The organism is Agromyces aureus (genome assembly GCF_001660485.1).
In the GTDB taxonomy this organism is placed as follows: domain Bacteria; phylum Actinomycetota; class Actinomycetes; order Actinomycetales; family Microbacteriaceae; genus Agromyces; species Agromyces aureus.
On sequence record NZ_CP013979.1, the window covers coordinates 553,022 to 574,643 of the forward strand.

Annotated in this window: 19 protein-coding genes and 1 tRNA gene; 9 read left to right on the forward strand and 11 right to left on the reverse strand. The window is 66.4% G+C overall.

Annotation, left to right across the window (positions count from 1 at the left end; genetic code table 11):
* Positions 1–21 precede the first annotated feature (21 nt).
* From ATC03_RS02370 to ATC03_RS02395, 6 genes are all read left to right on the forward strand, one after another.
* The gene (locus tag ATC03_RS02370) at positions 22–558 is read left to right on the forward strand and encodes a GNAT family N-acetyltransferase (RefSeq protein ID WP_067872672.1); all 537 of its coding nucleotides are present in this window, start codon (positions 22–24) and stop codon (positions 556–558) included.
* Entirely contained in the window at positions 555–1,739 is a 1,185-nt protein-coding gene (locus ATC03_RS02375; RefSeq protein WP_084003216.1) for an amino acid ABC transporter permease, read from the forward strand. The genes ATC03_RS02370 and ATC03_RS02375 overlap by 4 nt, the downstream gene beginning before the upstream one ends.
* The gene (locus tag ATC03_RS02380) at positions 1,736–2,563 is read left to right on the forward strand and encodes an amino acid ABC transporter ATP-binding protein (protein WP_067872675.1); all 828 of its coding nucleotides are present in this window, start codon (positions 1,736–1,738) and stop codon (positions 2,561–2,563) included. Before ATC03_RS02375 ends, ATC03_RS02380 begins: the two co-directional genes overlap by 4 nt.
* Before the next feature lie 138 nt (positions 2,564–2,701).
* Positions 2,702–3,730 (forward strand): ABC transporter substrate-binding protein, encoded by a 1,029-nt coding sequence (locus tag ATC03_RS02385; protein WP_067872678.1) that lies wholly within the window; start codon positions 2,702–2,704, stop codon positions 3,728–3,730.
* 135 nt (positions 3,731–3,865) lie between these two features.
* Positions 3,866–4,138: a hypothetical protein gene (locus ATC03_RS02390; protein WP_152030835.1), complete on the forward strand. Its 273-nt coding sequence runs from the start codon at positions 3,866–3,868 to the stop codon at positions 4,136–4,138.
* Between the two features lie 26 nt (positions 4,139–4,164).
* Positions 4,165–4,238: transfer RNA gene (locus ATC03_RS02395), tRNA-Met, on the forward strand.
* A 369-nt stretch (positions 4,239–4,607) separates the two neighbouring features.
* Here ATC03_RS02395 and ATC03_RS02400 read toward each other — a convergent pair.
* The 3 genes from ATC03_RS02400 to ATC03_RS02410 all read right to left on the reverse strand — a co-directional run bounded on the left by ATC03_RS02400 (position 4,608) and on the right by ATC03_RS02410 (position 8,094).
* A complete protein-coding gene (locus ATC03_RS02400) occupies positions 4,608–4,811 on the reverse strand; it encodes a hypothetical protein (RefSeq protein WP_067872683.1) in 204 nt (67 codons plus the stop codon).
* Between the two features lie 141 nt (positions 4,812–4,952).
* Positions 4,953–5,591 carry a hypothetical protein gene (locus tag ATC03_RS02405; RefSeq protein WP_156997203.1) on the reverse strand — a complete coding sequence of 213 codons (639 nt, stop codon included), beginning with the start codon at positions 5,589–5,591 and terminating at the stop codon, positions 4,953–4,955.
* A 427-nt stretch (positions 5,592–6,018) separates the two neighbouring features.
* Complete coding sequence (locus tag ATC03_RS02410; protein WP_161490303.1) at positions 6,019–8,094, reverse strand: KAP family P-loop NTPase fold protein; 2,076 nt, start codon at positions 8,092–8,094, stop codon at positions 6,019–6,021.
* 510 nt (positions 8,095–8,604) lie between these two features.
* Here ATC03_RS02410 and ATC03_RS20115 point away from each other — a divergent pair.
* The gene (locus ATC03_RS20115; protein ID WP_152030836.1) at positions 8,605–9,261 is read left to right on the forward strand and encodes a hypothetical protein; all 657 of its coding nucleotides are present in this window, start codon (positions 8,605–8,607) and stop codon (positions 9,259–9,261) included.
* 248 nt (positions 9,262–9,509) lie between these two features.
* Here ATC03_RS20115 and ATC03_RS02420 read toward each other — a convergent pair whose 3' ends face one another.
* The 3 genes from ATC03_RS02420 to ATC03_RS02425 are packed head-to-tail and all read right to left on the reverse strand — an operon-like array spanning position 9,510 to position 12,497.
* On the reverse strand, positions 9,510–11,306 hold the full coding sequence (locus ATC03_RS02420) for a DUF2326 domain-containing protein (RefSeq protein ID WP_067872695.1): 1,797 nt from the start codon (positions 11,304–11,306) through the stop codon (positions 9,510–9,512).
* On the reverse strand, positions 11,303–11,638 hold the full coding sequence (locus tag ATC03_RS21235) for an ABC-three component system middle component 8 (protein ID WP_418118478.1): 336 nt from the start codon (positions 11,636–11,638) through the stop codon (positions 11,303–11,305). The genes ATC03_RS02420 and ATC03_RS21235 overlap by 4 nt, the downstream gene beginning before the upstream one ends.
* The gene (locus ATC03_RS02425) at positions 11,526–12,497 is read right to left on the reverse strand and encodes an ABC-three component system protein (RefSeq protein ID WP_067872698.1); all 972 of its coding nucleotides are present in this window, start codon (positions 12,495–12,497) and stop codon (positions 11,526–11,528) included. Before ATC03_RS02425 ends, ATC03_RS21235 begins: the two co-directional genes overlap by 113 nt.
* A gap of 1,589 nt (positions 12,498–14,086) precedes the next feature.
* On the opposite strand from ATC03_RS02425, the gene ATC03_RS02435 reads away from it, so the two are divergent.
* Together ATC03_RS02435 and ATC03_RS02440 are read left to right on the forward strand one after the other, a co-directional pair.
* Entirely contained in the window at positions 14,087–15,529 is a 1,443-nt protein-coding gene (locus ATC03_RS02435; protein WP_198168774.1) for a serine hydrolase domain-containing protein, read from the forward strand.
* Positions 15,530–15,568: 39 nt separating this feature from the next.
* Positions 15,569–15,766: a helix-hairpin-helix domain-containing protein gene (locus tag ATC03_RS02440; RefSeq protein ID WP_067872704.1), complete on the forward strand. Its 198-nt coding sequence runs from the start codon at positions 15,569–15,571 to the stop codon at positions 15,764–15,766.
* A gap of 40 nt (positions 15,767–15,806) precedes the next feature.
* Here the strand turns inward: ATC03_RS02440 and ATC03_RS02445 are convergent, their stop codons facing one another.
* The 5 genes from ATC03_RS02445 to ATC03_RS02465 all read right to left on the reverse strand — a co-directional run bounded on the left by ATC03_RS02445 (position 15,807) and on the right by ATC03_RS02465 (position 21,620).
* A complete protein-coding gene (locus ATC03_RS02445) occupies positions 15,807–16,925 on the reverse strand; it encodes an FAD-dependent oxidoreductase (protein ID WP_067872707.1) in 1,119 nt (372 codons plus the stop codon).
* Positions 16,922–18,016: a GNAT family N-acetyltransferase gene (locus ATC03_RS19925; RefSeq protein ID WP_084003217.1), complete on the reverse strand. Its 1,095-nt coding sequence runs from the start codon at positions 18,014–18,016 to the stop codon at positions 16,922–16,924. Before ATC03_RS19925 ends, ATC03_RS02445 begins: the two co-directional genes overlap by 4 nt.
* Positions 18,016–19,161: an LLM class flavin-dependent oxidoreductase gene (locus ATC03_RS02455; protein WP_067872711.1), complete on the reverse strand. Its 1,146-nt coding sequence runs from the start codon at positions 19,159–19,161 to the stop codon at positions 18,016–18,018. The genes ATC03_RS19925 and ATC03_RS02455 overlap by 1 nt, the downstream gene beginning before the upstream one ends.
* 3 nt (positions 19,162–19,164) lie before the next feature.
* Complete coding sequence (locus ATC03_RS02460) at positions 19,165–20,085, reverse strand: DUF1684 domain-containing protein (RefSeq protein ID WP_067872714.1); 921 nt, start codon at positions 20,083–20,085, stop codon at positions 19,165–19,167.
* 107 nt (positions 20,086–20,192) lie between these two features.
* Positions 20,193–21,620, reverse strand: a complete 1,428-nt coding sequence (locus ATC03_RS02465; protein ID WP_084003218.1) for an MFS transporter — start codon at positions 21,618–21,620, stop codon at positions 20,193–20,195.
* Positions 21,621–21,622: the final 2 nt, after the last annotated feature.

Sequence of the window (21,622 nt, forward strand, 5' to 3'; positions counted from 1 at the left end):
CGACACGCGAAGGAGGCACCGATGAGCGACACGATCGTGCGGTTCATCGCCGCGGACGACCCGCTGGCCAGACCACTGCTCGACGACCTCGAGCGCGAATACGATGCACGCTACGGCGACCTCTTCGGCGAGGTCGCCAAGGTGGAGATCAACCGCTACCCGGTGCAGGAGTTCTCGCTGCCGTCGGGCGCCTTCCTCGTGCTCGTCGAGTTCGTCGACGGGGTCGAGACACCGATCGCCGGTGGTGCCTTCCGCCGGTACGACGAGCGCACGGCCGAGCTCAAGCGCATCTGGACCCGCGCCGACCGCCGCGGTCGGGGCCTCGCCGGCCAGGTCGTCGCCGCGCTCGAGGCCGAGGCCCGTCGACTGGGCTACACCGACATCTTCCTCACCACCGGTCCGCGCCAGCCCGAGGCCGTCTCGCTCTACCTGCGCGAGGGGTACGCGCCGCAGTTCGACACGGCGCTGCCGCCTGAAGAGGTCGGCATCCACGGGTTCCGCAAGCAGCTCGTCGGGCCCGCCGCGGCATCCGTCGTGCGCGAAGGAGCGATCGCGTGAGCGCGGCATCCGCAGACCAGCAGACCGCCCCCGGCCGCTCTACCGGCGAGATCGAGCACGGCCTCAAGGTCGTGCCGGTCAAGCACTGGGGCCGCTGGGTGCTGTCGGCGGTCGTCGCGTTCGTGATCCTGCAGTTCCTGTGGTCGCTCGCGAGCAACGAGAAGTGGCAGTGGGACGTCTTCGCCGAGTACTTCTTCGCACCCTCGGTGCTGCAGTCGCTCGTGCTCACGCTGCAGCTCACGGTCATCTCGGGGGTCATCGGCTTCGCGCTCGGCGCCGTGCTCGCGGTGTTCCGCCTGTCGAAGTCGCCGCTGCTGAACGCCGCGGCGTGGTGGTACATCTGGTTCTTCCGGTCGGTGCCGCTCGTCGTGCAGATCCTCGTCTGGTACAACCTCGGCTACCTGTATCCGACGCTCGGACTCGGCACCCCGTTCACCACCGACTTCTGGCTCGTGGAGTTCCCGACGACCACGATGATCTCGGCGTTCGCCGCCGCGACCATCGGCCTCTCGCTGCACCAGGCGGCCTACTCGGCCGAGATCATCCGCGCCGGCATCCTCTCGGTCGACCAGGGGCAGCTCGAGGCTGCGGCCTCGCTCGGCCTGCCGCGTCGCATCCGCTTCTTCCGCATCACGCTGCCGCAGGCGGCCCGGGCCATCGTGCCGAACGCGTTCAACGAGATCATCGGGCTCGTGAAGGGCACCTCGGTGGTGTTCATCGTCGCGCTTCCCGAGCTCTTCTACACGGTGCAGGTCATCTACAACCGCAACCAGCGGGTCATCCCGCTGCTGCTCGTGGCCGTCGTCTGGTACGCGATCATCACGACCGTGCTCTCGGTCGCGCAGTACTACGTCGAGCGGCGATTCGCCCGCGGCGCGGTGCGCGAGCTGCCGCCCACGCCGATCCAGCGCTCGCGCCAGTGGATCTCCGAGCAGTGGTCGCGCCTCGGCGACAACCCGAATCAGGGCGGTGGGGCGGATGCCGCGGGCGAGCCGGATCGGCAACCCCGAGCCGTGTTCGTGGCGAACGACGAAGGGACGCACGCGGCATCCGTCACCGCTCCTGAAAACAAGGACGCGAGCGTGAACGCGACCGCCGACGCGAGCGTGAACGCGAAGGCTGACGCGATCGCCGATGCCCTCGCGACGACTGCCCACCACCGCACCGGAGGCACCCGATGAGCCAGACCGCCCTCGCCCCGTCGTTCGACGGCAACGTTCCGCTCGCGCCCCGCCCGACGGCGACCGTCGGCCGCGTCGAGATCCGCGACGTCACGAAGTCCTACGGCACGAACACCGTGCTGCGCGACGTGACGCTGACCATCGCGCCCGGCGAGGTCGTCGCGCTCATCGGCCCCTCGGGTTCGGGCAAGTCGACGCTGCTGCGCACGATCAACCACCTCGAGACCGTCGACCGCGGATCGATCACGCTCGACGGGCAGTACATCGGCTACGAGGAGCGCGGCGGCAGGCTGCACGAGCTGCGAGAGGCCGAGATCCTGCGGCGACGCACGCAGTTCGGGCTCGTGTTCCAGAACTTCAACCTGTTCCCGCACCTCACGGCGATCGAGAACGTCGTCGAGGCGCCCATCGCCCTCAAGCGGCTCACGAAGCCCGAGGCCCGCGAGCTCGCCAAGGCGCTGCTCGCACGCGTCGGCCTCGCCGACAAGGTCGACCACTACCCGCGCCAGCTCTCGGGCGGGCAGCAGCAGCGCGTCGCGATCGCACGCGCCCTCGCCCTCTCGCCGAAGGTGCTGCTCTTCGACGAGCCGACCAGCGCGCTCGACCCCGAACTCGTCGGCGAGGTGCTCGACGTGATCCGCGGACTCGCGCGCGACGGCACGACGCTCATCGTGGTCACGCACGAGATCGGCTTCGCCAGGGAGGTCGCCGACCGCGTCGTCTTCCTCGACGGCGGCGAGATCGTCGAGCAGGGCACGCCCATTCAGGTGCTGCGCTCGCCGAAGCAGCAGCGCACCAAGGACTTCCTCGCGAAGGTGCTCTAGCACCGGGCACCGAGTCCGACCTCGTGTCGGGCGCGCATCGCGAGCAAGACAAGCCCCGGTGCGGCATGGCAGTGCCGCACCGGGCGATCCGAGAAACCGTCCGGCCATCGGAACAGTTCGACACTAGGAGCATCCATCATGGCGATCAACAAGAAGCAGGCGGGGGTGATCGTCGCGGGCGTCGCGGCGGTGGTCCTCATCGGCGGCGGCATCACGTGGGCCGTCCTGGCCGGCGCCGACAACTCGGCCGAGGCGGCCGACGGCGGCAGCAAGACCACCGAGGAGCAGGTCGAGGCCTCGACGCAGTTCGACCTCACGTCGCAGAACGCGGCCGACCGTCCCTCGATCGAGCCGGTCGAGGCCGCCGTCGCAGCGCTCAAGGAAAGCGGCTTCGAGCCCGTCGAGGCCGGCAAGCTCACCGTCGCGGTCTCGCCGTACGCGGCCCCGCTCGGCGTGCTCGCATCCGACGACGACGCCACCATCATCGGCAGCGAGGCGGACTTCGGTGCGCTGATCGCCGACGGCCTCGACCTCGAGTACAACCCGGTCGCCGTGAACTGGGCCGACTGGCCCCTCGGCATCCAGTCGGGCAAGTACGACCTCATCGCCTCGAACGTCACCGTGACCGAGGAGCGCAAGGAGCTCTACGACTTCGCGAGCTACCGCCAGGACCTACTCGGCTTCTACGTGAAGGCCGACAGCAAGATCGACTCGATCTCCGAGGCCGCCGACATCTCGGGCCTGTCGATCGTGGTCGGCTCGGGCACCAACCAGGAGAAGATCCTGCTCGCCTGGAACGAGGAGCTCGAGGCCGACGGCGAAGCGCCTGCAGAACTCGTCTACTACGACGACCAGGCCGCGGCGACGCTCGCCCTCACCTCCGGGCGTATCGACGCGAGCTTCGGCCCCAACGCCACCTCCGCCTACCAGGCGGCCACGACCGGTGAGACGAAGCTCGTCGGCACGATCAACGGCGGATGGCCCGAGACTGCGCCGATCGCCGCCGGCACCGCCAAGGGCAACGGCCTCATCGAGCCCGTGCAGCTCGTGCTCCAGTCGATCATCGACGACGGCACCTACGACGAGGTGCTCGACCGCTGGGCGCTGACCAGCGAGGCGCTCGACGCCTCCGAGATCAACCCTCCCGGGTTGCCGAAGTCCGAGTGAGGCAGAAGCTCGGATGACGGCGGATGCCGCGTGGCGGGTGGCTGCGCGGCATCCGGTTTCTCCGGGTGATGCTTCCTGTCGGCCGTGACGACCTCCTGAGCCGGTGCTCGTGACGGAGAGGTGGAGGTGAACTCGATGAACGCCTTCGATCGGTTCATGCTCGTGCTCGGAACGTGCGGGTACGGCGCTCCCTTCATGGTTCCGGCCGTCGGGCTCGTGCTGCATGGCGAGGCGCTCGACGCGGCGCAGGCGCCGCGCGACATCGAGTCGGCGCCGGCGTCGGGGACTTGTGGATCACGCGCCTGCCAGGGCGCTTCAGGGCGTTGCGATGCCGGGTGTCACCGGCTGAACGATCGCCGCGTCACCCGGGCGTTCGCCCGCATCACCGCCGGCCTCGCCCCCAGCTGAACCATCTCATCCGGACCGAACCCCATCGCGGTGTACCCAAGCGGCCCAAGGGAGCGGACTCATATCCCGCTATTCGCAGGTTCGAATCCTGCCATCGCGTCAAAACCCGCTTCTGTGCCCGAGCGTGCTGCTGGCTCAAACGGCACCGATCTGGTGACCATTCGATTTCAGTGAGCCTGGGTCGTTTTCGCTCAATTCTTATGGTCGCGATATCGCGCTGATCAGGGATTCTTTGAAACGGTCACGGTTGGTTCCAACTACTTTTCGCGCATTTAATGGCACAAGATCGGGCTGGCGGACCCGCGAGCCACGTCGTGAGAGACGCGCGTCAAATGTCGCGACGCACGCTCGAGTGCGGGAGTTGCGATCGATTTCAGCACGGCACATCCACGCTACGCCGTCGCTCGACGGCGGTACCTCCGAGGCGTAGAGGGCTTCGCCCCGCTCGCGGCTAGATGCGGCAGCCGCCTTAACCCGCGTGCGTATGCCCGAATGCTCTCGCAATGTAGACACCGACGCGGGCGAGTTTCTTCCAGCCGGCCAATATGAGGAGCACGACAACAAGCGGACCGAACCACCAGTGCGCCGCGACGTTCAGGACGAAGGCGTTCCAGAGCAGCTCGAGTGCGGTCCAGCGGGCATCCCAGATAAGTTGCTGCCAATCGATGTCCAAACGTCGCCCCCTTGCTCGGTGAGCAAGACTGTAGGGGGTGCCTCAGACATGGAGTAGAACCAGGGGCGCTGAGTCGGCGTGTTCGACTGGCTCATCGTGCCCGACTGGAACCCTGACTGAGCCGAAAAGGTTGTACCCCGTTTAGCCGATTGCGGGCTTCCGGACATCCTCAGGTGGTGTGATCGGGTCGGCCTCAAGACCTGATGAGGCGCTCTTGGGCGGGCGACCCTCGCCTGGCACGGCAGACTCCCGTGCGACCTCTTCCTTGAGGCTTGCCATCGCCTTCTCGGCCATGTCGGGCAGCCAGCTGTGATCGGAGTCGCCTCGTTTGAGAGGCGCGAGGCGCCGTAGCTGGCGGAGGCGGCTCTCCAATGTTCGTATGGCCTCAAGTTGTTTCTGGAGAGCGAAGAGTTGCCCTTCGTTCTGAAACGGGGGCGTGATCACCATAGTGGTCCAGGCGACGACGGCCTGCAGGTCTTCTTCCCAATCCGATGGCATGACGAGCGCGACGCGCCGGCTCTTGAGCACGAGTTCCTCCGCAGCCGCCTTCCCTCTAGTAACGACAACCTGAGCAAACTGACTGGAGGTGCGATTCAGTGAGAGCAGTCCGAGGCTCCTGACGGTGTCTGCGGCGTCGAGCAGATGCGCGCCCCTATCCAGCAGGTCCTCCCTCCAAGTAGCTGCTTGCTCTCGCGCGGCCTTTCGGTCTTCATTGCTGCGGGTGAACAGGAACGTGAGGAAGCCACCAGTCAGGAGGAACACCCCAGCGATAACTGGCACACCCCACCAGGGTGGAGACCCCCCACCTCCCACTATCTCGACCAAAATCGGTACGGGGGTCGGTGTCGGCGACGGCATTGCCGAACGCTATCAGCAGTGCGGAGGGTTGCTCGCTACACGGCGTCCGGCCGCTGCCGCTCTCGAGCCGATCCGCTTTTGGGCAAGCGGTCCTCCACGCGGTGTCGAGTCCGTGATCGATGGCCCCTTCCCTCGCGTGTGCCGCCATCACTGCGCGCCCCGAGACAATGGTGCGAGCCTTCGGGGGTTCCCATCTATGTTCACCGGCGGCGCCCATGCGCGAATGATCACAGCTTCAACCTTGGCCAATACGATGCTCGCTGGATCGTTCACCAAAGCTGAGAGTCGGAGGCTCTCGTGCATCAGTCGGTGAGCCTCGCACCTTACATTCGCAGATCGCTACTCGACTCTAGAAACTGTCCTCGCTAGGTCGCCAGCCTCCCGCGTACTGCTCAGCCAGCTGAACTAGCTCGGTATCCCCATCAACCGCCTTCAACAGCTCGATGGCAGTCACGAGCGCGCTTTCGTCCCCGAAGATCTGAACTAGTGCCCCCCACCACAGCCGCCCTTCTTCGTGAACTGCTCGTGAGTCCCCCGATTGCCGCCTGGCCGTTGTCTTCGCTGAGAACAAGAGCGCCCTGACCTCAGTCGGGTCCACGAACTGGGGGGCCGTGTACTCGGTCGCAAGGCTCTCGGCAACGAGCCAGTGAACGCGTGCGAGATTCCACTCTGCCTGCGGTGCCGCTGAGTGGGGCGACTCGCGAATCTGTTGGATTAGCGTCTCTTCAAGTTCTGTGGCGACCTGCTCAGGCACGAGCCTGTGTCCGCTACCTTCTCGGTATCCCACCGTGCGGATGAGGTCCTCTCGCGCGGAGTATGTAATTAGGTCGGGCAGGATCGTGCGGACTGCCTGCTCGCGATCGACTGGGTCGTCGATGCGACTCAGCAACCGCAGCACCACTCGTCCAACAACGATGTCGGGGCGCATTGGGTCGAAGAATGCCCTCGGGCGGTCGGGGATGAGATGGATGCGGTTCAACAGCGTGACGCATGCTGGCACGACGGCATCCGATGGGTACTCATCCTGATACGCCTCGAGTCCCGAGATTGCGTCCTCGAGCTCATCGATTGGGAGAGAGTCGAGGAATGCTCCGAGGGCGGTTGCGTCGTTTAAGAGCGTGCTTGCCCGCTCCGCATTCCGGAAGGACCTTAGGTCGCTCGGCGCAGCACGGCTGAAGTACAGGTCGAGGAATGAGATGTGAGCCACGCGATGCTCACGCAGCCAGACTGCCTGGGAATTGCGACCGTACTGATTGTTTTCGATGTATCGGCGCGCGGCGGGAAACAATCGCCGAATCAATTGCCGCACAAGGTCGGCATTGCTGCCCGCGATCTCCAGCAACCCATCGATCTCAGCTTGCTGCCGCGATGTATCAGAGCGGCCGAACGAGTTGTCCGGGATCTCGGTAAGCGAGGTTCGTACCCTCTGCAATGCGCCAAAGATCTCGGGCCGGAAAACTCGGACTGATTCCAGCGCGAGCAGGTCAACACCCTCGATGTCAGCCCCGAGCGCGCGTACCGTTGGTGCGGAGGACAAGGCGAGTCTGGTCACATCTCGGAGGTTGGCAATTAGTGGCTCAACGATTTCGACGTAGACATCAGTCCAGGCCCCCTGGTCGAACCGCAGTTCCTCGACGCCGTCAAGCACCACGTTCAGCTTCTCGAAGACCTCAGCGCGCAACATTTCGTGTGGAATCGCGGGTAGGTCAAAGCTGAGCTGAACGATTTTCTCGAGGTAGGACCGCCCAGAGACACCTTCCTCTGTAAGCGCCTGCTCTACTCGGACTCGATCGAACGCGAGTAGATATACGACGTTGGGAAAGCTCGCCGTCAGCCTGACCAACTTGAAGATGTCCCTGATCTCAGATGTGTGGAGTCGATCAATGTCGTCAATAACAACAACGATTGGGTGATCCAACTCGGATAGTGCGTCGGTCACGGTAGTGCGGAATGTTCGACTGCCCTTCTTGCGATCGGCCCACCAATTCGCGAGTGTCTTGGTCGCGCGGTAGGCGCGGTCCCACCAACCTCCTACGAAGGGTATGACTGCCACCGGGCTGAGCACGTCCCCGTACTTGTTGAGACCTTCTGCAATGGTTTCGAACCTGGACCGGTCCTCCACCCGAAGCTCCGCAGCTATCTCCCGGAAGAAGACGTCGGTTAGCGGTTGGGTACCTGAGAAGAGCCACGGGTTGAACTCGACAACGACGAGCTCCGGCTCGGTCGCGAATTGCTCTTTCATCAGATTCACGAACGACGTCTTTCCATGCCCCCACGCGCCAAGTACTCCAACGACAACGCCGTTCGACACATCAAGTTCTCGGACTGATCGTGCAAAATCATGGGCGACCACTGCCCGGCCGATAGCATCCTCGACAGCAGAGCTGATCGGCTTGTCGACGGGCGGGGTCTGGGCGTTGGCCATTCTCATCCTTCTCTGGGCGGGCGTCATGCAGACAATAGCGAGTCGACGCGATTCGACTGGCTAACATGAGGCATCGATGCTGGCTGTTGGAGATGCGCTCGTCTTGGGCAAGATGATCCCGTGCCAGTTGGCACCTGCGGTGAACGCTGATGAAGCCACTCGCGGGGAGAATCGCACACAATAAATTTGGACCAAGTTGGGCCCGCAACGGATCACCTGCCCAGACCTGCCTTCCACGTCCTAGCGGATGCGGTGCCGAGCGCTTCCGTCGTTCACGGACGCTCATGCGGGCGTCAAGCCTTGAGGGCGTCCCCGTATACGCTCGGCATGGGAGTAGCGAGCGGCGCCTCGGAACCCGCGCCAAACGCTCAAGATGTTCGGCCCTCGCGGTCTCGGCACGGCTGTTAACGCGCGTGCCTTGAATGCTCAAGCAACCGTTGGTGTGCGCTACCGCGAAGTGGAAATGCGGTCCGCTGAAATGCCAAGTTAGCGATGACAAAGGGGAATCCTATGACCATTGACGACTATGTGAGCGAAGACGGAAGCGGCCCGCTAAAGGATGCTCATGTTCGTGACCTCCTCCCGCCGGCGGGCGCGGCAGTGCAACTCCTCCTTATCCTCGAGTCGCCGCATTCCGACGAACTCCGGGCTGGAACACCAGTCGTCGGAGGAGCAGGCCAGTCCGCCCTTGAATACCTGATCGGTGACGAGACAGGCGGGAGCCTTGGCGAGTTCGTCGATGCATTACACATCGCCGGCGACTACCGAGTGGCCATCATGAACGTATCCAACGTTCCGCTCCAGCCCGAGGCCTACGAGGACAAGGCCGGGCCGCTCACGCCCGACGAATGGGACCTAATTCGCGTCGTCCGCGATTCCATGGCCTGGAGAGTCGATGGCACTCTGACACCAGAAGCGAATCGCATCGGTAACATTCTTCTCGCCGGGCTACAGAGCCGGGTAGGTCGGGTGACGTTTGAGCGCGGCGCAACGGTGGTCGTATGTGGTGCGTTCGTCCAGCGATTCGCCCGCGGGCTGACAGGCCTTCCTGGCAAGCCCCTCAAGGTCTATCACCCCTCGCGCAATCTCTGGAAAAGCAACCCGGACCGGGACGAGCACAAGGAGTTGCAGAAGCTCTTCGCTAAGAGCACAGCGCCGCTAACCTAGCTGCGACTTGGGTTCCCAGTGGCGCTGACCGCTCGCGTCGCGCCGAACATCGCCCACGTGGACGTGGACGTGGACGTGGACGTGGACGTGGACGTGGACGTGGACGGACGCGGTGTCGAGTCGAAGTCATCGCGTGGGCCGGTGCGAGGTCGACGGATCCCTCACCGTGCAAGGAACGTAAGCCCCGGAGAGCGCATCGGGCAAGGCCTTGTCGGGGAAGTCGATTAGGCCGGCGACCCGAATCCCAACTACCAGGAGGCCATACGGAAGAGGCGGCCGTCTTCGCCTTCGTCATGCAAGCGAATGATGATTTCACCCTCGTCGAACACGGGTGCGCCGTCGTCGCTTGGCGGGAGGTCGGTATCGATCAAGGTGATGATCTGTTGGAGCCCGGCGGAAACGTTTTCACGAAGCACCCCCATGAGATTCGTCTTCTTCCGCCTGTCAAGCGACTCGAACACGCCGTCGTGGAACGCAAACGATGGGAATCCAGCGTCGACGTGCGTTCGAAGTAGAGCAAGGTCGAAGGCAATGCACAGGAGTTTTTTGTACGTGTGGCCCCGTTGGGCGCTAGTCTCGCGTCCGGATTGGTCGAGAATCTGCGCGTCGAAGGTCGGATGGTGCGCCTTATTTAGCTGCACCGTGAGGATCGCGTTCTGGTCAAGAACCGCCTTGACAATGGCATCAAACTCAACGCGCATGTCGGTATAGACGCCTTCGCTATGCGCATCGTTCTTCTGCTCGAACTCTCGCTCGAGCGCTATCTCGAGACGCTCGACTATCTCTGACGCGGTGCGGATCTCATCACGCAGTCGCTGCAAAGACCTCAGATGCTCCTTCTGGCGCTTCAATGCGAGCACATCGGCCTGGATTTGCACAAGCTCTTGCGATGCGTGCTTGTACTTGTCGACGACGTCGCTCTCCGTGAGGTACGCCAGACTCGCGCTGCGCTGCTTTCCCAGCTTGTTCAGCTCGGTGGAAACTTCACGAAGCCGCGCGTCAATCGTCTCTTTCTCTTCGAGTAGGTACTGGCGCCGCTCGTCGGTGATGGCCTTATTGAACTCGATGAGCTGTTCGTAATCACGCTTAAGCTGGCCAGCGAAGTAGATACCCGCCTCGGCGAAAAGCGCCGCCGCGTCATCGGGGTCGAACATCATGCGGCCTTCATCGAGAGATGACACGACGCGTTTGCGATTGTGGGTAAGAGAGTAACGTTCGCCATTAAGCGCGGCGATCTGCTCGTCGACCTCATCGACCAGTCTCTTTGTGGCGTCGCGGTCGTTCTTGCGGAAGTCAAACCCATCCAAGAGCTGCTGACGGTCAGCGGCCTGCTTCTCCTTTAGCAGGAGCATTCCCTCGACTTTGCTGAGATCTTCGGCTGAACCTCCAAGTTCGCGATGAATGACCTGTTGCTGCGTGACTAGAACCTCGACCTTGGATTCTTCTTTGTAGAAGCTGTCGACGAGACGCCCGTCGAACCCGAGCATGTGAACGATGAACGGCTTCCAGTCCGCGTGAGCGGCGGCGAAACGATTGAGCTGGAAGACGTCCCCGTAGTCGTCCTGCGAACGCAGGAAATAGCCCAATCCCTTCCGATATGCCCACGGAGAGAAGCCGGTAAGGTTCAGAAGACCGTCGAGGATGTCGCGCGCCCGATCGAACGCGATGTCGACGTGATCCCACAACTCAGGCTTGAGGCTCGAGTAGTCCTGTCCTGAACCGAGGTGTCGCTTGAAGCAGATCTTCGTTGCGTTCTCGACTCCGCGACGGATGGTTAGGTAGCTTCCATCGCGCAAGGCAACTTCCAGATAGAAGACGAACGATCTGAATCGCTGTGCGTGCTTGTAGAGAAACATGGTGTTATCTCGTCCGGACAGTAGGCAGTAATCGATCAAGGTGCCGACGGTCGTCTTGCCCAAGTTGTGAGTGTCTCGATTGAGGTTTTCGGGCAGCCGGATCTCCGCGAGCACGACGTTGAGGCCCGGGTTGAACTCGATCGGTCGGAAGAGGTCGGGTTGGTTCGAGTACAGCTTCGAGAGCTTCATTGCGCTCCCGAGTACTCGAACGCATCCGTCTTTGAGCGATACGTCACGAGGCCAAGGCTGAATAGAAAGTTCAGTGCTGGCAGGAAGAGAACGTCCCCGCCAGAGACATGCTTGCGAGCGACGGCGAGGAGCGCGTCGTACTTGATGAGACGTGACTTCTTTAGTGACCCCAGAAGGATCGTCGCGAGGCCCACCACAGTTTGGTCGGGGTGAGAGTGCTTAGTGGGTCTTAGCATTCGGTTCCTCCGTCTCCCCAATATCGCAGTTCCAGTACATGTAGAACACGAGGGCGCGCGTGAGTCGCTTGTGTTGTCGCTGGCGAAGTACCGCATCGCGCGCGAAAAGCAGGTCGATGAGGTACTCCATGACCTTGTCGAAGGACTGGTAGTCGGCGCGGTTCGCAACGATCTTCGCTTGGAACTCGTCTGCCGCTCCCTCGTAGAGCGGCAGGATGTGGGCGTTCTCGGGAGCAGCAAGGAAGCGCCTGATCTGCTCCGTATCCTTGAGATACTTGCGCCGCTGCAATTGCGCGTACGCGTCCGTCATGCCATTGAGGCGGTTCTTTGTTGCGAGGTCCACGCGCGCCACCGGCGGATCATCCAAGACGTCGTCGATCGCGCCGGACTGGCGCGCGAATGCCTCGACCACTTCTGCCAGATCCTCGGGGCTGACGATAAGCGGAGAGTCGAGTGGATCAAGCTCTGCCATGTCTGGGACATGCTTGAAGCGCTTCAGCCACAATTCAAGCTGCTCGACGCCGCATAGGTAGATCGAGGCGGTCGGGAGGGTGCACGAACTCGAGATCGCGTGACGAACTGCTGACTCTGTATCCCCTGTGAGTCGCCGGTTTGAAAAGAGCATGTAGTGGTCGAGTTCGCCGGAAGACCGTAGCGCATGAATTCGAGGTAGCTCGTCCCCGAGCACAGTCGATTTCCGATCTGGAGAGTAGAAGTCCGTCTCGCTGAATGATCGATTCAACCCGTTGGTGTGCTTTGCCTGGATGACGACCCGCCCCTTCCAGGGCGAAGCGGTGCTGGGATGGAGTTGAGCCGTTCCTTCGAACCGGGCGTCTCGACCACCGTCAGGGCCCGCGGCAAAGCCCTGCACGGAGGCGCCTAACAGTTCCTGGCAGAGCAAAACGACTAACGTCTCAAACTGCGCGGGAGACTGATCCTCGTACGCGTACTTCATGGGTCCCCAAGGTTCGTCTTGTTCCCGTGTCGCCGCTCGACTGCGCGGAGATACTCGGGATCGAGTGTATTGCGGGTGGCGGACATGCTCGGGCTTATCCGAGGCCAGACGACCATCGCGCATAAGCAGTAAATCAGCGAACGCATCCCAGTGCTCCAAGACAGCAGGTGAAGCCCCTCAGTGCGGCCTTCGCCCTGCGGCCGCCGATATTCTCAAACGCATGGAATCCTCGACGCCGCTGTGGGTCGCGATGGCGGTGCCGACGTTCGCCCTTGTCGGCGTGCTCATCGCTCAGAGCATCACGCTATTCAACGAGCGGGCCTGACGTCGCGACGAGCAGACTCGAGCAGTTCGAGAAGAGGTCCAGAAGGTCATGATGGCCTTCTATACGTTTGCCGAATTCGCGAATGAGACTCAACCGAGGCCGGGATACGGCAATGAGTGCTCCCCGTACGAGGAGCAGTGGGACACCGTCGCAACGGGCCTCGCGGCGGGCGCAGCGAATATGGCAGGGGGGCGAGGGAAACACCGCAGCGCTGCGCTCGAACTAATGGATGGACTTGGAGTGCATTCCCGCGCGTTCTACGAGGGCCTAAGTCCCTGGAACAACGCTCGGTACGGATATGTGCAGATGGGGTGGGCAGGATTCGAAACGGTCGCAGCGTGGCTGCGAGGCGAACGAATTCCTAAGCACTCTCGTAGTGTCGCGCGGATGGCGCGTCGGATGCGGGCCAACCTGGAAGCCGAGTACGCGGATCGGGCGCGCATGGAGTCCAAACGCAAGGTGGGTGTCGTGCGGAAGTTCGCACGCAAGACCCGGTGGGGGATTCGGAAGTGGTGGAGAAAGATCGTCTCTGCTCCATTCCAGAAGGCCTGGGCCTACCTGTTTGCGGCATAGTGCTCCGCACCCGCATGGCTCCGGCCACCGATGCTCACGGATAGCTGCAGACTGACCGGGCATCCAGCCAGCTCGCGCACATCTGGAATGACGGAGGGACGCGGCCCCGACTTCTGCCATGTCGACCATCTGCACCCAAGGGAGAGCGTCGGACCGCGACTTCATGACACGGAAGACGGTCCCTAGCTGTCGGTGGGCTCACTTCGACCGCACCCCTCGGTTGTGCGAGGCGTATCGTTTGCTTCGCCCAGTGAAGCCGACCCTCGACGAGTGCCGACTGCAACAGCGGGCCCCGTTCGGTAGCGGCGATCAGGTCAGTCTCGGGGCACCCGATCCGCGTTGTTTCGTTCGGCGTTGCCACACAATGTGCGAGCCCCCGTTTGCTCGGGTTCGTTCGCGCGAACGAATGCCTACCTCCCCGAGCAGGCGTCGAAGCCTCGTGCTTGCGTTTTGCGCCCAAGTGGGACGGATTCGGGGTGGTCGTGGTGCGCAAGGAGGCCCCTGAACGGTGGTCGCGCCGGCCGAGGAGCCTCTGCCAGACTCGGCGCGAGGAGCAACCATGGGCCTGCTGGACAAGGAAGTCGCGACTGCGTCGTGGACGATGTCGAGGCGGTCGATGCTGCGGAGGTCTGCTGACCTGGCTGCCATCGTGGCGGCCGGAACGGTGGTGGCGGGATGCACCACGGAGGACGTGGGTGCTTCGAGCCCGACCGGGAGCAGCGGCCCGACGGATGCATCGTCGCCCAGCGCGTCCGACGCCCTCTTCGCCGAGCTCGACGCGAAGATCCAGTCCGCGATGGAGGAGTACGCGGTGCCCGGCGTCGCGGTGGCGGTACTGCACGACGGGCACGAGCACGTGCGCGGTTTCGGGATCACCAGCGTCGACGCGCCGGTGCCGGTGGACGAGCGTTCGTTGTTCCGCATCGGATCGACGACCAAAACATTCACCGGCACCGCGATGATGCGCCTGGTCGATGCGGGCAAGGTGGACCTCGACCAGACCGTGCGCACCTATGTGCCGGAGTTCGCCGTCGCCGACCAGGATGTGGCGGCCAACGTGACCGTGCGGCACCTGCTGAACCACACCGCCGGCTGGTTCGGTGACGATCTGCAGGACTTCGGGCGGGGCGACGATGCGATCGAGCGCTACGTGGCGAGCATGGCGGGCCTGCCCCAGTTGACTCCGCTCGGGTCCACGTTCTTCTACAACAACGCCGCAGTCGTGCTCGCGGGCCGCGTGGTGGAGAAGGTGCACGGAACGACGTTCGAGCAGGCCATGCAGGAGCTCGTGCTCGACCCGCTGGGGCTCGACCAGACCCGGTTCTTCACCGACGACCTCGTCGGACACACCTTCACCGGCGCCCACAACGTGGTCGACGGCAAGGCGGTGCTGGAACCGTCCTACTGGTACGTCCCGAGGTCGCTCAACCCGACCGGCGCCCTCATCTCGAGCGCTCGCGATCAACTGAGCTACCTGCGCTTCCACCTGGGCGACGGCACCGGACCCGACGGCCGTCGCATCCTCAGCCCTGGTTCGCTCGAGGCGATGCACTCGAACCCGGGCCCCGGGGGAACGATCTTCATCGAGATCGACGGGTACGCCGTCAGCCTCCGGGTGCGGCCGACCGCAGAAGGAGTCAGCGTCGTGCAGCACGGCGGCGATTGGCCCGGGCAGCACAGCGGGTTCCTCTTCGTTCCCGAACGGAATTTCGGCATCGCCATGCTCACGAACTCCGAGGATGGCCCGAAGCTCCTGAGTACCTTCTTCCAAGACGACTGGGCGTTGTCGCGGTTTGCCGGCGTCCACAACCTGCCGGCCGATCCCCGAACCAGCACCGCTGCGCAGCTGGCCCCGTACGAAGGTCGGTACGACCTCTCCGAGATCGGGCCCGACGGCACCAAGGCAAGCGTGACGCTCGAATTCGCCGGCGAGAACGGCCGACTGCGCATCCGCCCACTGAATCCGGATGGCACGGTGTCCGATGCAGCGCCGCCCGAGTTCGTGGACTTCTACGGCGATGACCAAGTGGTTGGTGCGAGCCCCCTCTCTCCGCGCTCCGACTTTGTGCGCGGCCCGAGCGGAGAGGTCGTCTGGTACCGCACGAGCGGCCGGTTGCTCCCGAAGGTCGGCTAGCTCTGGCCCGCCGAGAAGGCTGATCGATAGGGTGTCCGCGTGGACGATGAATCTGAGTTCCCGATGTCACTCGGCAAGGTTGCGCGGCGCGAACTCGCCGCGAACGGCATCACTCGATTCGATCAACTCACTTCGCTCAGCGCATCCGACCTGTTGCAGATCCATGGGGTCGGACCGAAGGCGATCCGGATCCTCGGGGAAGAGCTCGAAGCGCGCGGGTTGGGCTTCGCGGCGTAGCGGTACGGGCCTCACTGGGACGTCCCCTGGCCCGCCGCCGTCAGGCGAAGCGCGTGAGGCGGAACGGCTCGGGCGACGAACGCCCCTCCGTGAGGTCCGCGAGCACGCGGCCGATCGCCGGCGTGAACTTGAAGCCGTGCCCCGAGAAGCCGGCGGCCACGACGAGCGGACCGACGGCATCGAGCACGAAGACCGAGTCGGGGCTCGTCGTGTAGGTGCAGCTGATGGCGCGGGCGGCGTCGGCGTCGGCTCCGGGGATCCACTCGCGCACGTAGCGGCGCAGCGCCTCGAACTGCACGGGCTCGGCCGTGAAGTCGCGGCGGTCGGGGTCGACGACGGGCCCGGTGCCGTGCCAGCCCGCCTTGACGCCCTCGCCGGGCGTGAGCATGCCGTAGACGCCCGAGTACCACCAGTCGTCGCCGGGGCCGGGTCGGTGGTTGAAGCCCGGCCATTCGAACGAGGTGTCGATCACGGCGAAGTGTCCGGGCTGCTCCTGAGTGACGACGAGCTCTGGCAGCGGCAGCAGGCCGCCGACGAGCTTCGACGTCCAGGCGCCGGCGGCGACGATCACGCGACGGCCGGTGAGCGTGGCGGTCTCGCCAGCGTCGTCCCCGAGCGTCACCTCGACGCGGTCGTCGTCGAGCACGCGGATGCCGCGCACTGGCGTCTCGTGGCGCACCTCGGCGCCTCGGGCGGCGGCCGCCTGCTGCAGCGCGCGCACGGATGCATCGGCGTTCAGCCGCCCGGCGGTCGGGGTGTGCAGCACTCGCGTCGTGAAGCGCAGGCCGGGCCAGCGCGCACCCGCCTCGTCGGCGGGCAGGAACTCGCTTGGGATGCCGACGGATCCGAGGGCCGCGTGCACGGCGTCGAGGTCGGGGTGGTCGCCGTGGTTCACGATGCCGACCTGGGCGAGCAGGTTCGTGCCGGTCTCGGCCTCGAGCTCCCGCCACTGCCGGCCGGCTTCGACGAGCAGGGCGACGTGCGCGGCATCCGCGTACGAGACGTTGAAGTTGCGGCTCGCACCGTGCGAGGCGCCGTTCGCGTGCCCGACGGCGAAGCGCTCGAGCAGCAGCACGTCGCGACCGCGGGAGGCGAGCTGCCAGGCGGCGGCCGAGCCCATGGCCCCGCCGCCGACGACGATGACGTCGTGATCGGTCATGCGGCGATGCTCCTGATCGCGTGCGGCACGTCGATCGTGAACGCGTACAGCCGGATGCGGCGGTCGCCCTCGACGATGTCGTGCTCGCGCTCGCTCAGGCGACTGAAGCCGAGACGCCCGTAGAGGCGGTGCGCGCCGGTCATCTGCTCGCCGCTGTTCATGACGACGCGGTCGAGTCCACGCAGGCGGGCGAGCTCGATGGCGAGGCGCGTGAGGGCCTCGCCGATGCCGCGTCCGCGGGCGGGCGGGTCGACGGCGAGCAGGCGGAAGTCGAGTTCGCCGGGCTGGGCGAGCGGCGAGATCGTGCTGCCGCGACGGGGCGTCGCGACGCTGCCGAGCAGCTCGCCGGTCGCGCGGTCGGCCGCGACCCACACCTGGTGCTCGCGGGCGCGCGGGGCGACGTCGACGATCGAGGCGCGGTAGCCGTCGGTCAGGTCGTACGCGTAATCGTAGGCGCGCAGCGATAGGGCGCCGACGGCCTCGATCTCGTCGTCGCGCACGAGCCTGATCACGAGGTCGTCGCGGTCGCGCAGCGGCAGGCGGTAGTCGACGTGGTCGATGCGGTCTTCGGATGCCGCGGCATCCGTCTCAGGCACCTGCACCGCGCCGGCCGACGTGAAGCGCTCGTAGCCGAGCCGCTCGTAGAGCCGCTGCGAGGTGCGGTTCAGCGTGCCGGTGTCGAGCACGACGGCGGGCGCGCCCCAGGTGAGCGCCTCCTCCTGCGCGGCGAGGGCGAGGGCCTCGCCGATGCCGCGTCCGCGGGCCTCGGGGGCGACCCCCAGCAGGCGGAGCTCGGCCTCGTCGCCGGTCGCGAGGCGCGCCTGCGCGGAGTCGGCCCGCACCAGGCTCACGGTGCCGAGGAGGCGGCCGGAGTCGCCCGCGGGGTCGGCGTCTGGCTCGTACTCGACGGCGACGAGCACGGCGCCGTCGGCCGCGCGTTCGGCGACCGCGTTCACGAGTGCGCGCCGCTCGGCCGAGACGGGCAGGTGCCCGTACGGTCCGGCTGCGAAGGCGCGATCGGTGAGCGCGGCGACGGCCGGGTACTCCTCGGGTCGCGCGGCGCGGATCGTGAACGCGGTCGCCCCGGCCATCAGGCGGCCACCGGCTCGCGCACGGTGCGGGACGCCTCGACGATGGCCGCGGCATCCGCCTCGGAACCGCCGGCGAAGGCCGGACGCGCCGCGTAGGGGTCGCCCTCGCCCCACAGGGTCGTCGGCAGTTCGCGCCGCAGCGCCGGGAACACCTCGGAGGCGAGGCGGTCGAGCTGCTCGTGCTGCTGCTCGATCGGCAGCGTCGTCGGCAGGCTCACCGACTGCAGGTCGTGACCGAAGGTCTCGTGGAACCGGCCGATCTTGTCGATGACCTGCTGGGGGCTGCCCACGAGCGCGGGGCCCTCGGCGATCGCGTGATCGATGTCGCGGAAGGGGGTGTTGTTGCCTGGAACGTTGGTCGCTGCCACCAATGCATCGTAGACGGGACCGTAGAGCTCCTTGGCCTGCTGCGTCGTATCCGCCAGGTAGAGCGAGCCTGATCCGGCGCCGACGTAGGCGTGGCGGGGGTCGTGGCCGTGCCTGGCGTATTCGTCGCGGTAGTGCCGCACGAGCACCGCGTAGTTCTGCAGCGGCTGGATTGCGTTGGCGCTGAAGAGGGGGTCGCCCCACTTCGCCGCGAGGGCCGCGGAGGCGAGCGTCGTCGCCGAGCCGTGCCACACGCGGGGTGCGCCGGCGAAGGGCCGGGGGAGCGTCGTCGTCGCGTGCTGCGCCCGCGTGTAGGGCGTCGCCGCCCACTCGACGTCGGTCTCGCGCCAGAGGCGGCGGAGCAGCGCGTACTTGTCGGCGAGGAGTTCCCACTGGTCGTCGATCTCGAGCCCGAACAGCGGGAACTGCGCGGCCTCGTTGCCCTTGCCGATGGTCAGCTCGAGCCGGCCGCGCGAGAGCTGGTCGATCGTCGCGTAGTCCTCGGCGACGCGCACCGGGTCGAGCACCGAGAGCACCGTGACCCCCGTGTGCAGGCGGATGCGCGAGGTGGTCGCGGCGATCGCGCCGAGCAGCACCGTCGGCGAGGACGACAGGAAGTGCCCGGCGTGACGCTCGCCCACCGAGAACGCGTCGAAGCCGAGGCGCTCGGCGCGCCTGGCCGACTCGACGGTCTGGTCGAGTCGCTCCGCGGCGCTCACGAGCCGCCCGGTGACGGGGTTCTCGACGTGGGGGACGATGTCGAGCAGCTGGAACCGCATGGCTCAGACCGCCGTGCTCGTGGCCGTTGCGTTGGTCGCCTCGACCCGGGCGAGCGGGGTCTTCTCGCCCGCCTCGATGCCGACCGGCAGGCGATTGCCGGCAGGCGGCAGCGGGCACGTCGCGTAGTCGGTGTAGGCGCACGGCAGGTTCACGGCGCGGTTGAAGTCGAGCAGCACGGTGCCGTCTTCGGTGGGCGCGTCGATCGCGAGGCTGCGGTTGGCGGCATACGTCGTGAGCCCGCTCGTGGCATCGGTGAAGAGCACGAAGAGGCTGCCCGGCGCGTGGCCGTTGAACGCGATCAGGCGGAAGGCCTCGCCGCGCAGCACGAACTCGACCTCGCCCGGCGCCTCGTAGACGTGCTGCAGGCCCTCGACCGCGGCGTCGACCGTGACCTCGCGCGGCTCGTCGAACGGCACGAAGCGGCCCACTGCGAGCCAGCGCGGGTTCGGCAGGTACGTCGGCGTGCCCGAGTAGGCGGCGAGGAACGGGAACGCCGGGTCGCGCGGGCGCACGATGTCGTTGCCGCCGCGGCGGGCGAGCTCGATCGCGAGGTCGCCCGAGCGGAGCGTGACGCCCCCGCGCTCGGGGATCTGGCCGAACTCGTGGCGCCCATCGAGCGCGACGCCGTCGAGCTCGAGCAGCTCGCCATCGGCGAGCTCGACGACCGGGCCGGCGTCGCTCGTCGACCAGAGGCCCGGCGTGCCGTCGAGGCGCTTCGGCTCGGCGTCGAGCCAGTGCAGGCCGGTCACGGCGAGGAAGCCGTGGCCGCTCGCGCGGGAGGCCTCGTGGGCGCGGTGCCACTCCTCCCACTCGCGGGCGAAGGCGGCACGGTCGAGGGGCGCGGCGAGGGCCGCGGCGGGTGCGTCGGGCGTGGCGGCGGCGTTCGCGGCGGCGGCGTTCGAGGAGGTCAGCGTGTCGGTCATGTGGGAATGCTAGGCAGGTCGCAAGGGGGTTTCGGAGGTCGTGACGGCAGGTTTCGGGTGGGCGTCACGGGGCGTAACCGCGCTGCCTCCGACGGGCCGCCGCGAGGTCAGGAGACGCGCACGACCGAGCGGTCGAACGCCGAGATCGCGACCGCCGCGGCCGAGAGGGCGGCGAACACCGCGGCCGCCGTCGCGAAGCCCGCGGTGGGCGTCGACCCGGCCAGGAAGAGGCCGATGCCGACCGCGAGGCACACGGCTCCGGCGAGGCGCTGGGCGAGGGCGAGTACGCCCGCGCCGACGCCCGCGGCCTCAGGCGGCGCGTGCTCGAGTGTGAGCGTCTGGTTCGAGGGGATCGTGAGTCCGGAGAGCACGCCGTGCACCGTTCCGACGCCGACGAGGGCGATGAGCACCAGGACCTCCTGGCCGGTCGCCACGAGCGCGGCCTCGACGGCGACCGCGACGGCGCCCGCGGCGAGCACGAACGTGATGCCGCGGCGTCCGAACCGGGTTGCGACGCGCCAGGACTGCATGCTGCCGATGGCCATGCCGAGCGCGCGCGGCGCGAGCAGGAGCGCGGCGGCGAGCGCCGACATCCCGAGTCCGTCGATGAGGTAGAGCGTGGTGACCATGCCGAGTCCGATGCCCGCACCGAAGATGAGGGTGGCGACGCCGGTGCCGAGCATGAAGCCGCGCGAGCGCATGAGCGCGGGGTCGAGCACGGGCGATCTGCCGAGGCTTGCCACGCGGCGCTCCCAACCGGCGAAGGCGAGCCCCGCGAACCCGGCGACGATGAGCCACAGCGGACCGCCCGGCACCCCGGCGGTGACCGGCAGCATGAGCGCGAGGATCACCGCCATGAGCAGTGAGAGGCCGACGAGGTCGAGGCCGCCGGCGCGGCGGTGGAGCTCTGCGGGCGTTCGGGGCGCCGAGGGCAGCACTGCGAGTCCGACGACGAACAGGGCGAGTGCCACGGGCACTGAGAGCAGCACCACGAACCGCCAGCCGAGGCCGGGGCTCGCAGCGGCGAGGATCCAGCCGGCGACGGGCGGCGAGACGAGCCCCGCGACCGAGGCCGAGACCGTGTAGGCGCCGAGCGCCTTCGCCCGCGCGGGCCCCGTGAAGAGGTCCTGGAAGTAGCCGAGCACCTGCGGGTTCACGAGTCCGGCGCCGAGGCCCTGCACGAGCCGCGCGACGATCGCCACGTTCGCGTCGGCGGCACTCGCGGCGAACAGCCCGCCGAGTGCGAAGAGCAGCAGCCCGACGAGGTACGGCACCCGGCGGCCGAACACGTCACCGAGGCGCCCGCCGGGCAGCAGGGCGGCCCCGAACGCGAGCGAGTATCCCGCGACGAGCCACTGCACCTGCGCGGCATCGGCGCCGAGGTCGTCGCGCAGGCCGGGCACGGCGAACGCGAACGCCGACTGGTCGATGATCGTCACGAACCCCGTCGAGACGCCGAGCGCGAGCACCCGCCCCGACGTGCGATCCCTATGGGGGGCGGATGTCGCGTGCCGCACGCGCCTGCGCCGGCTCACCG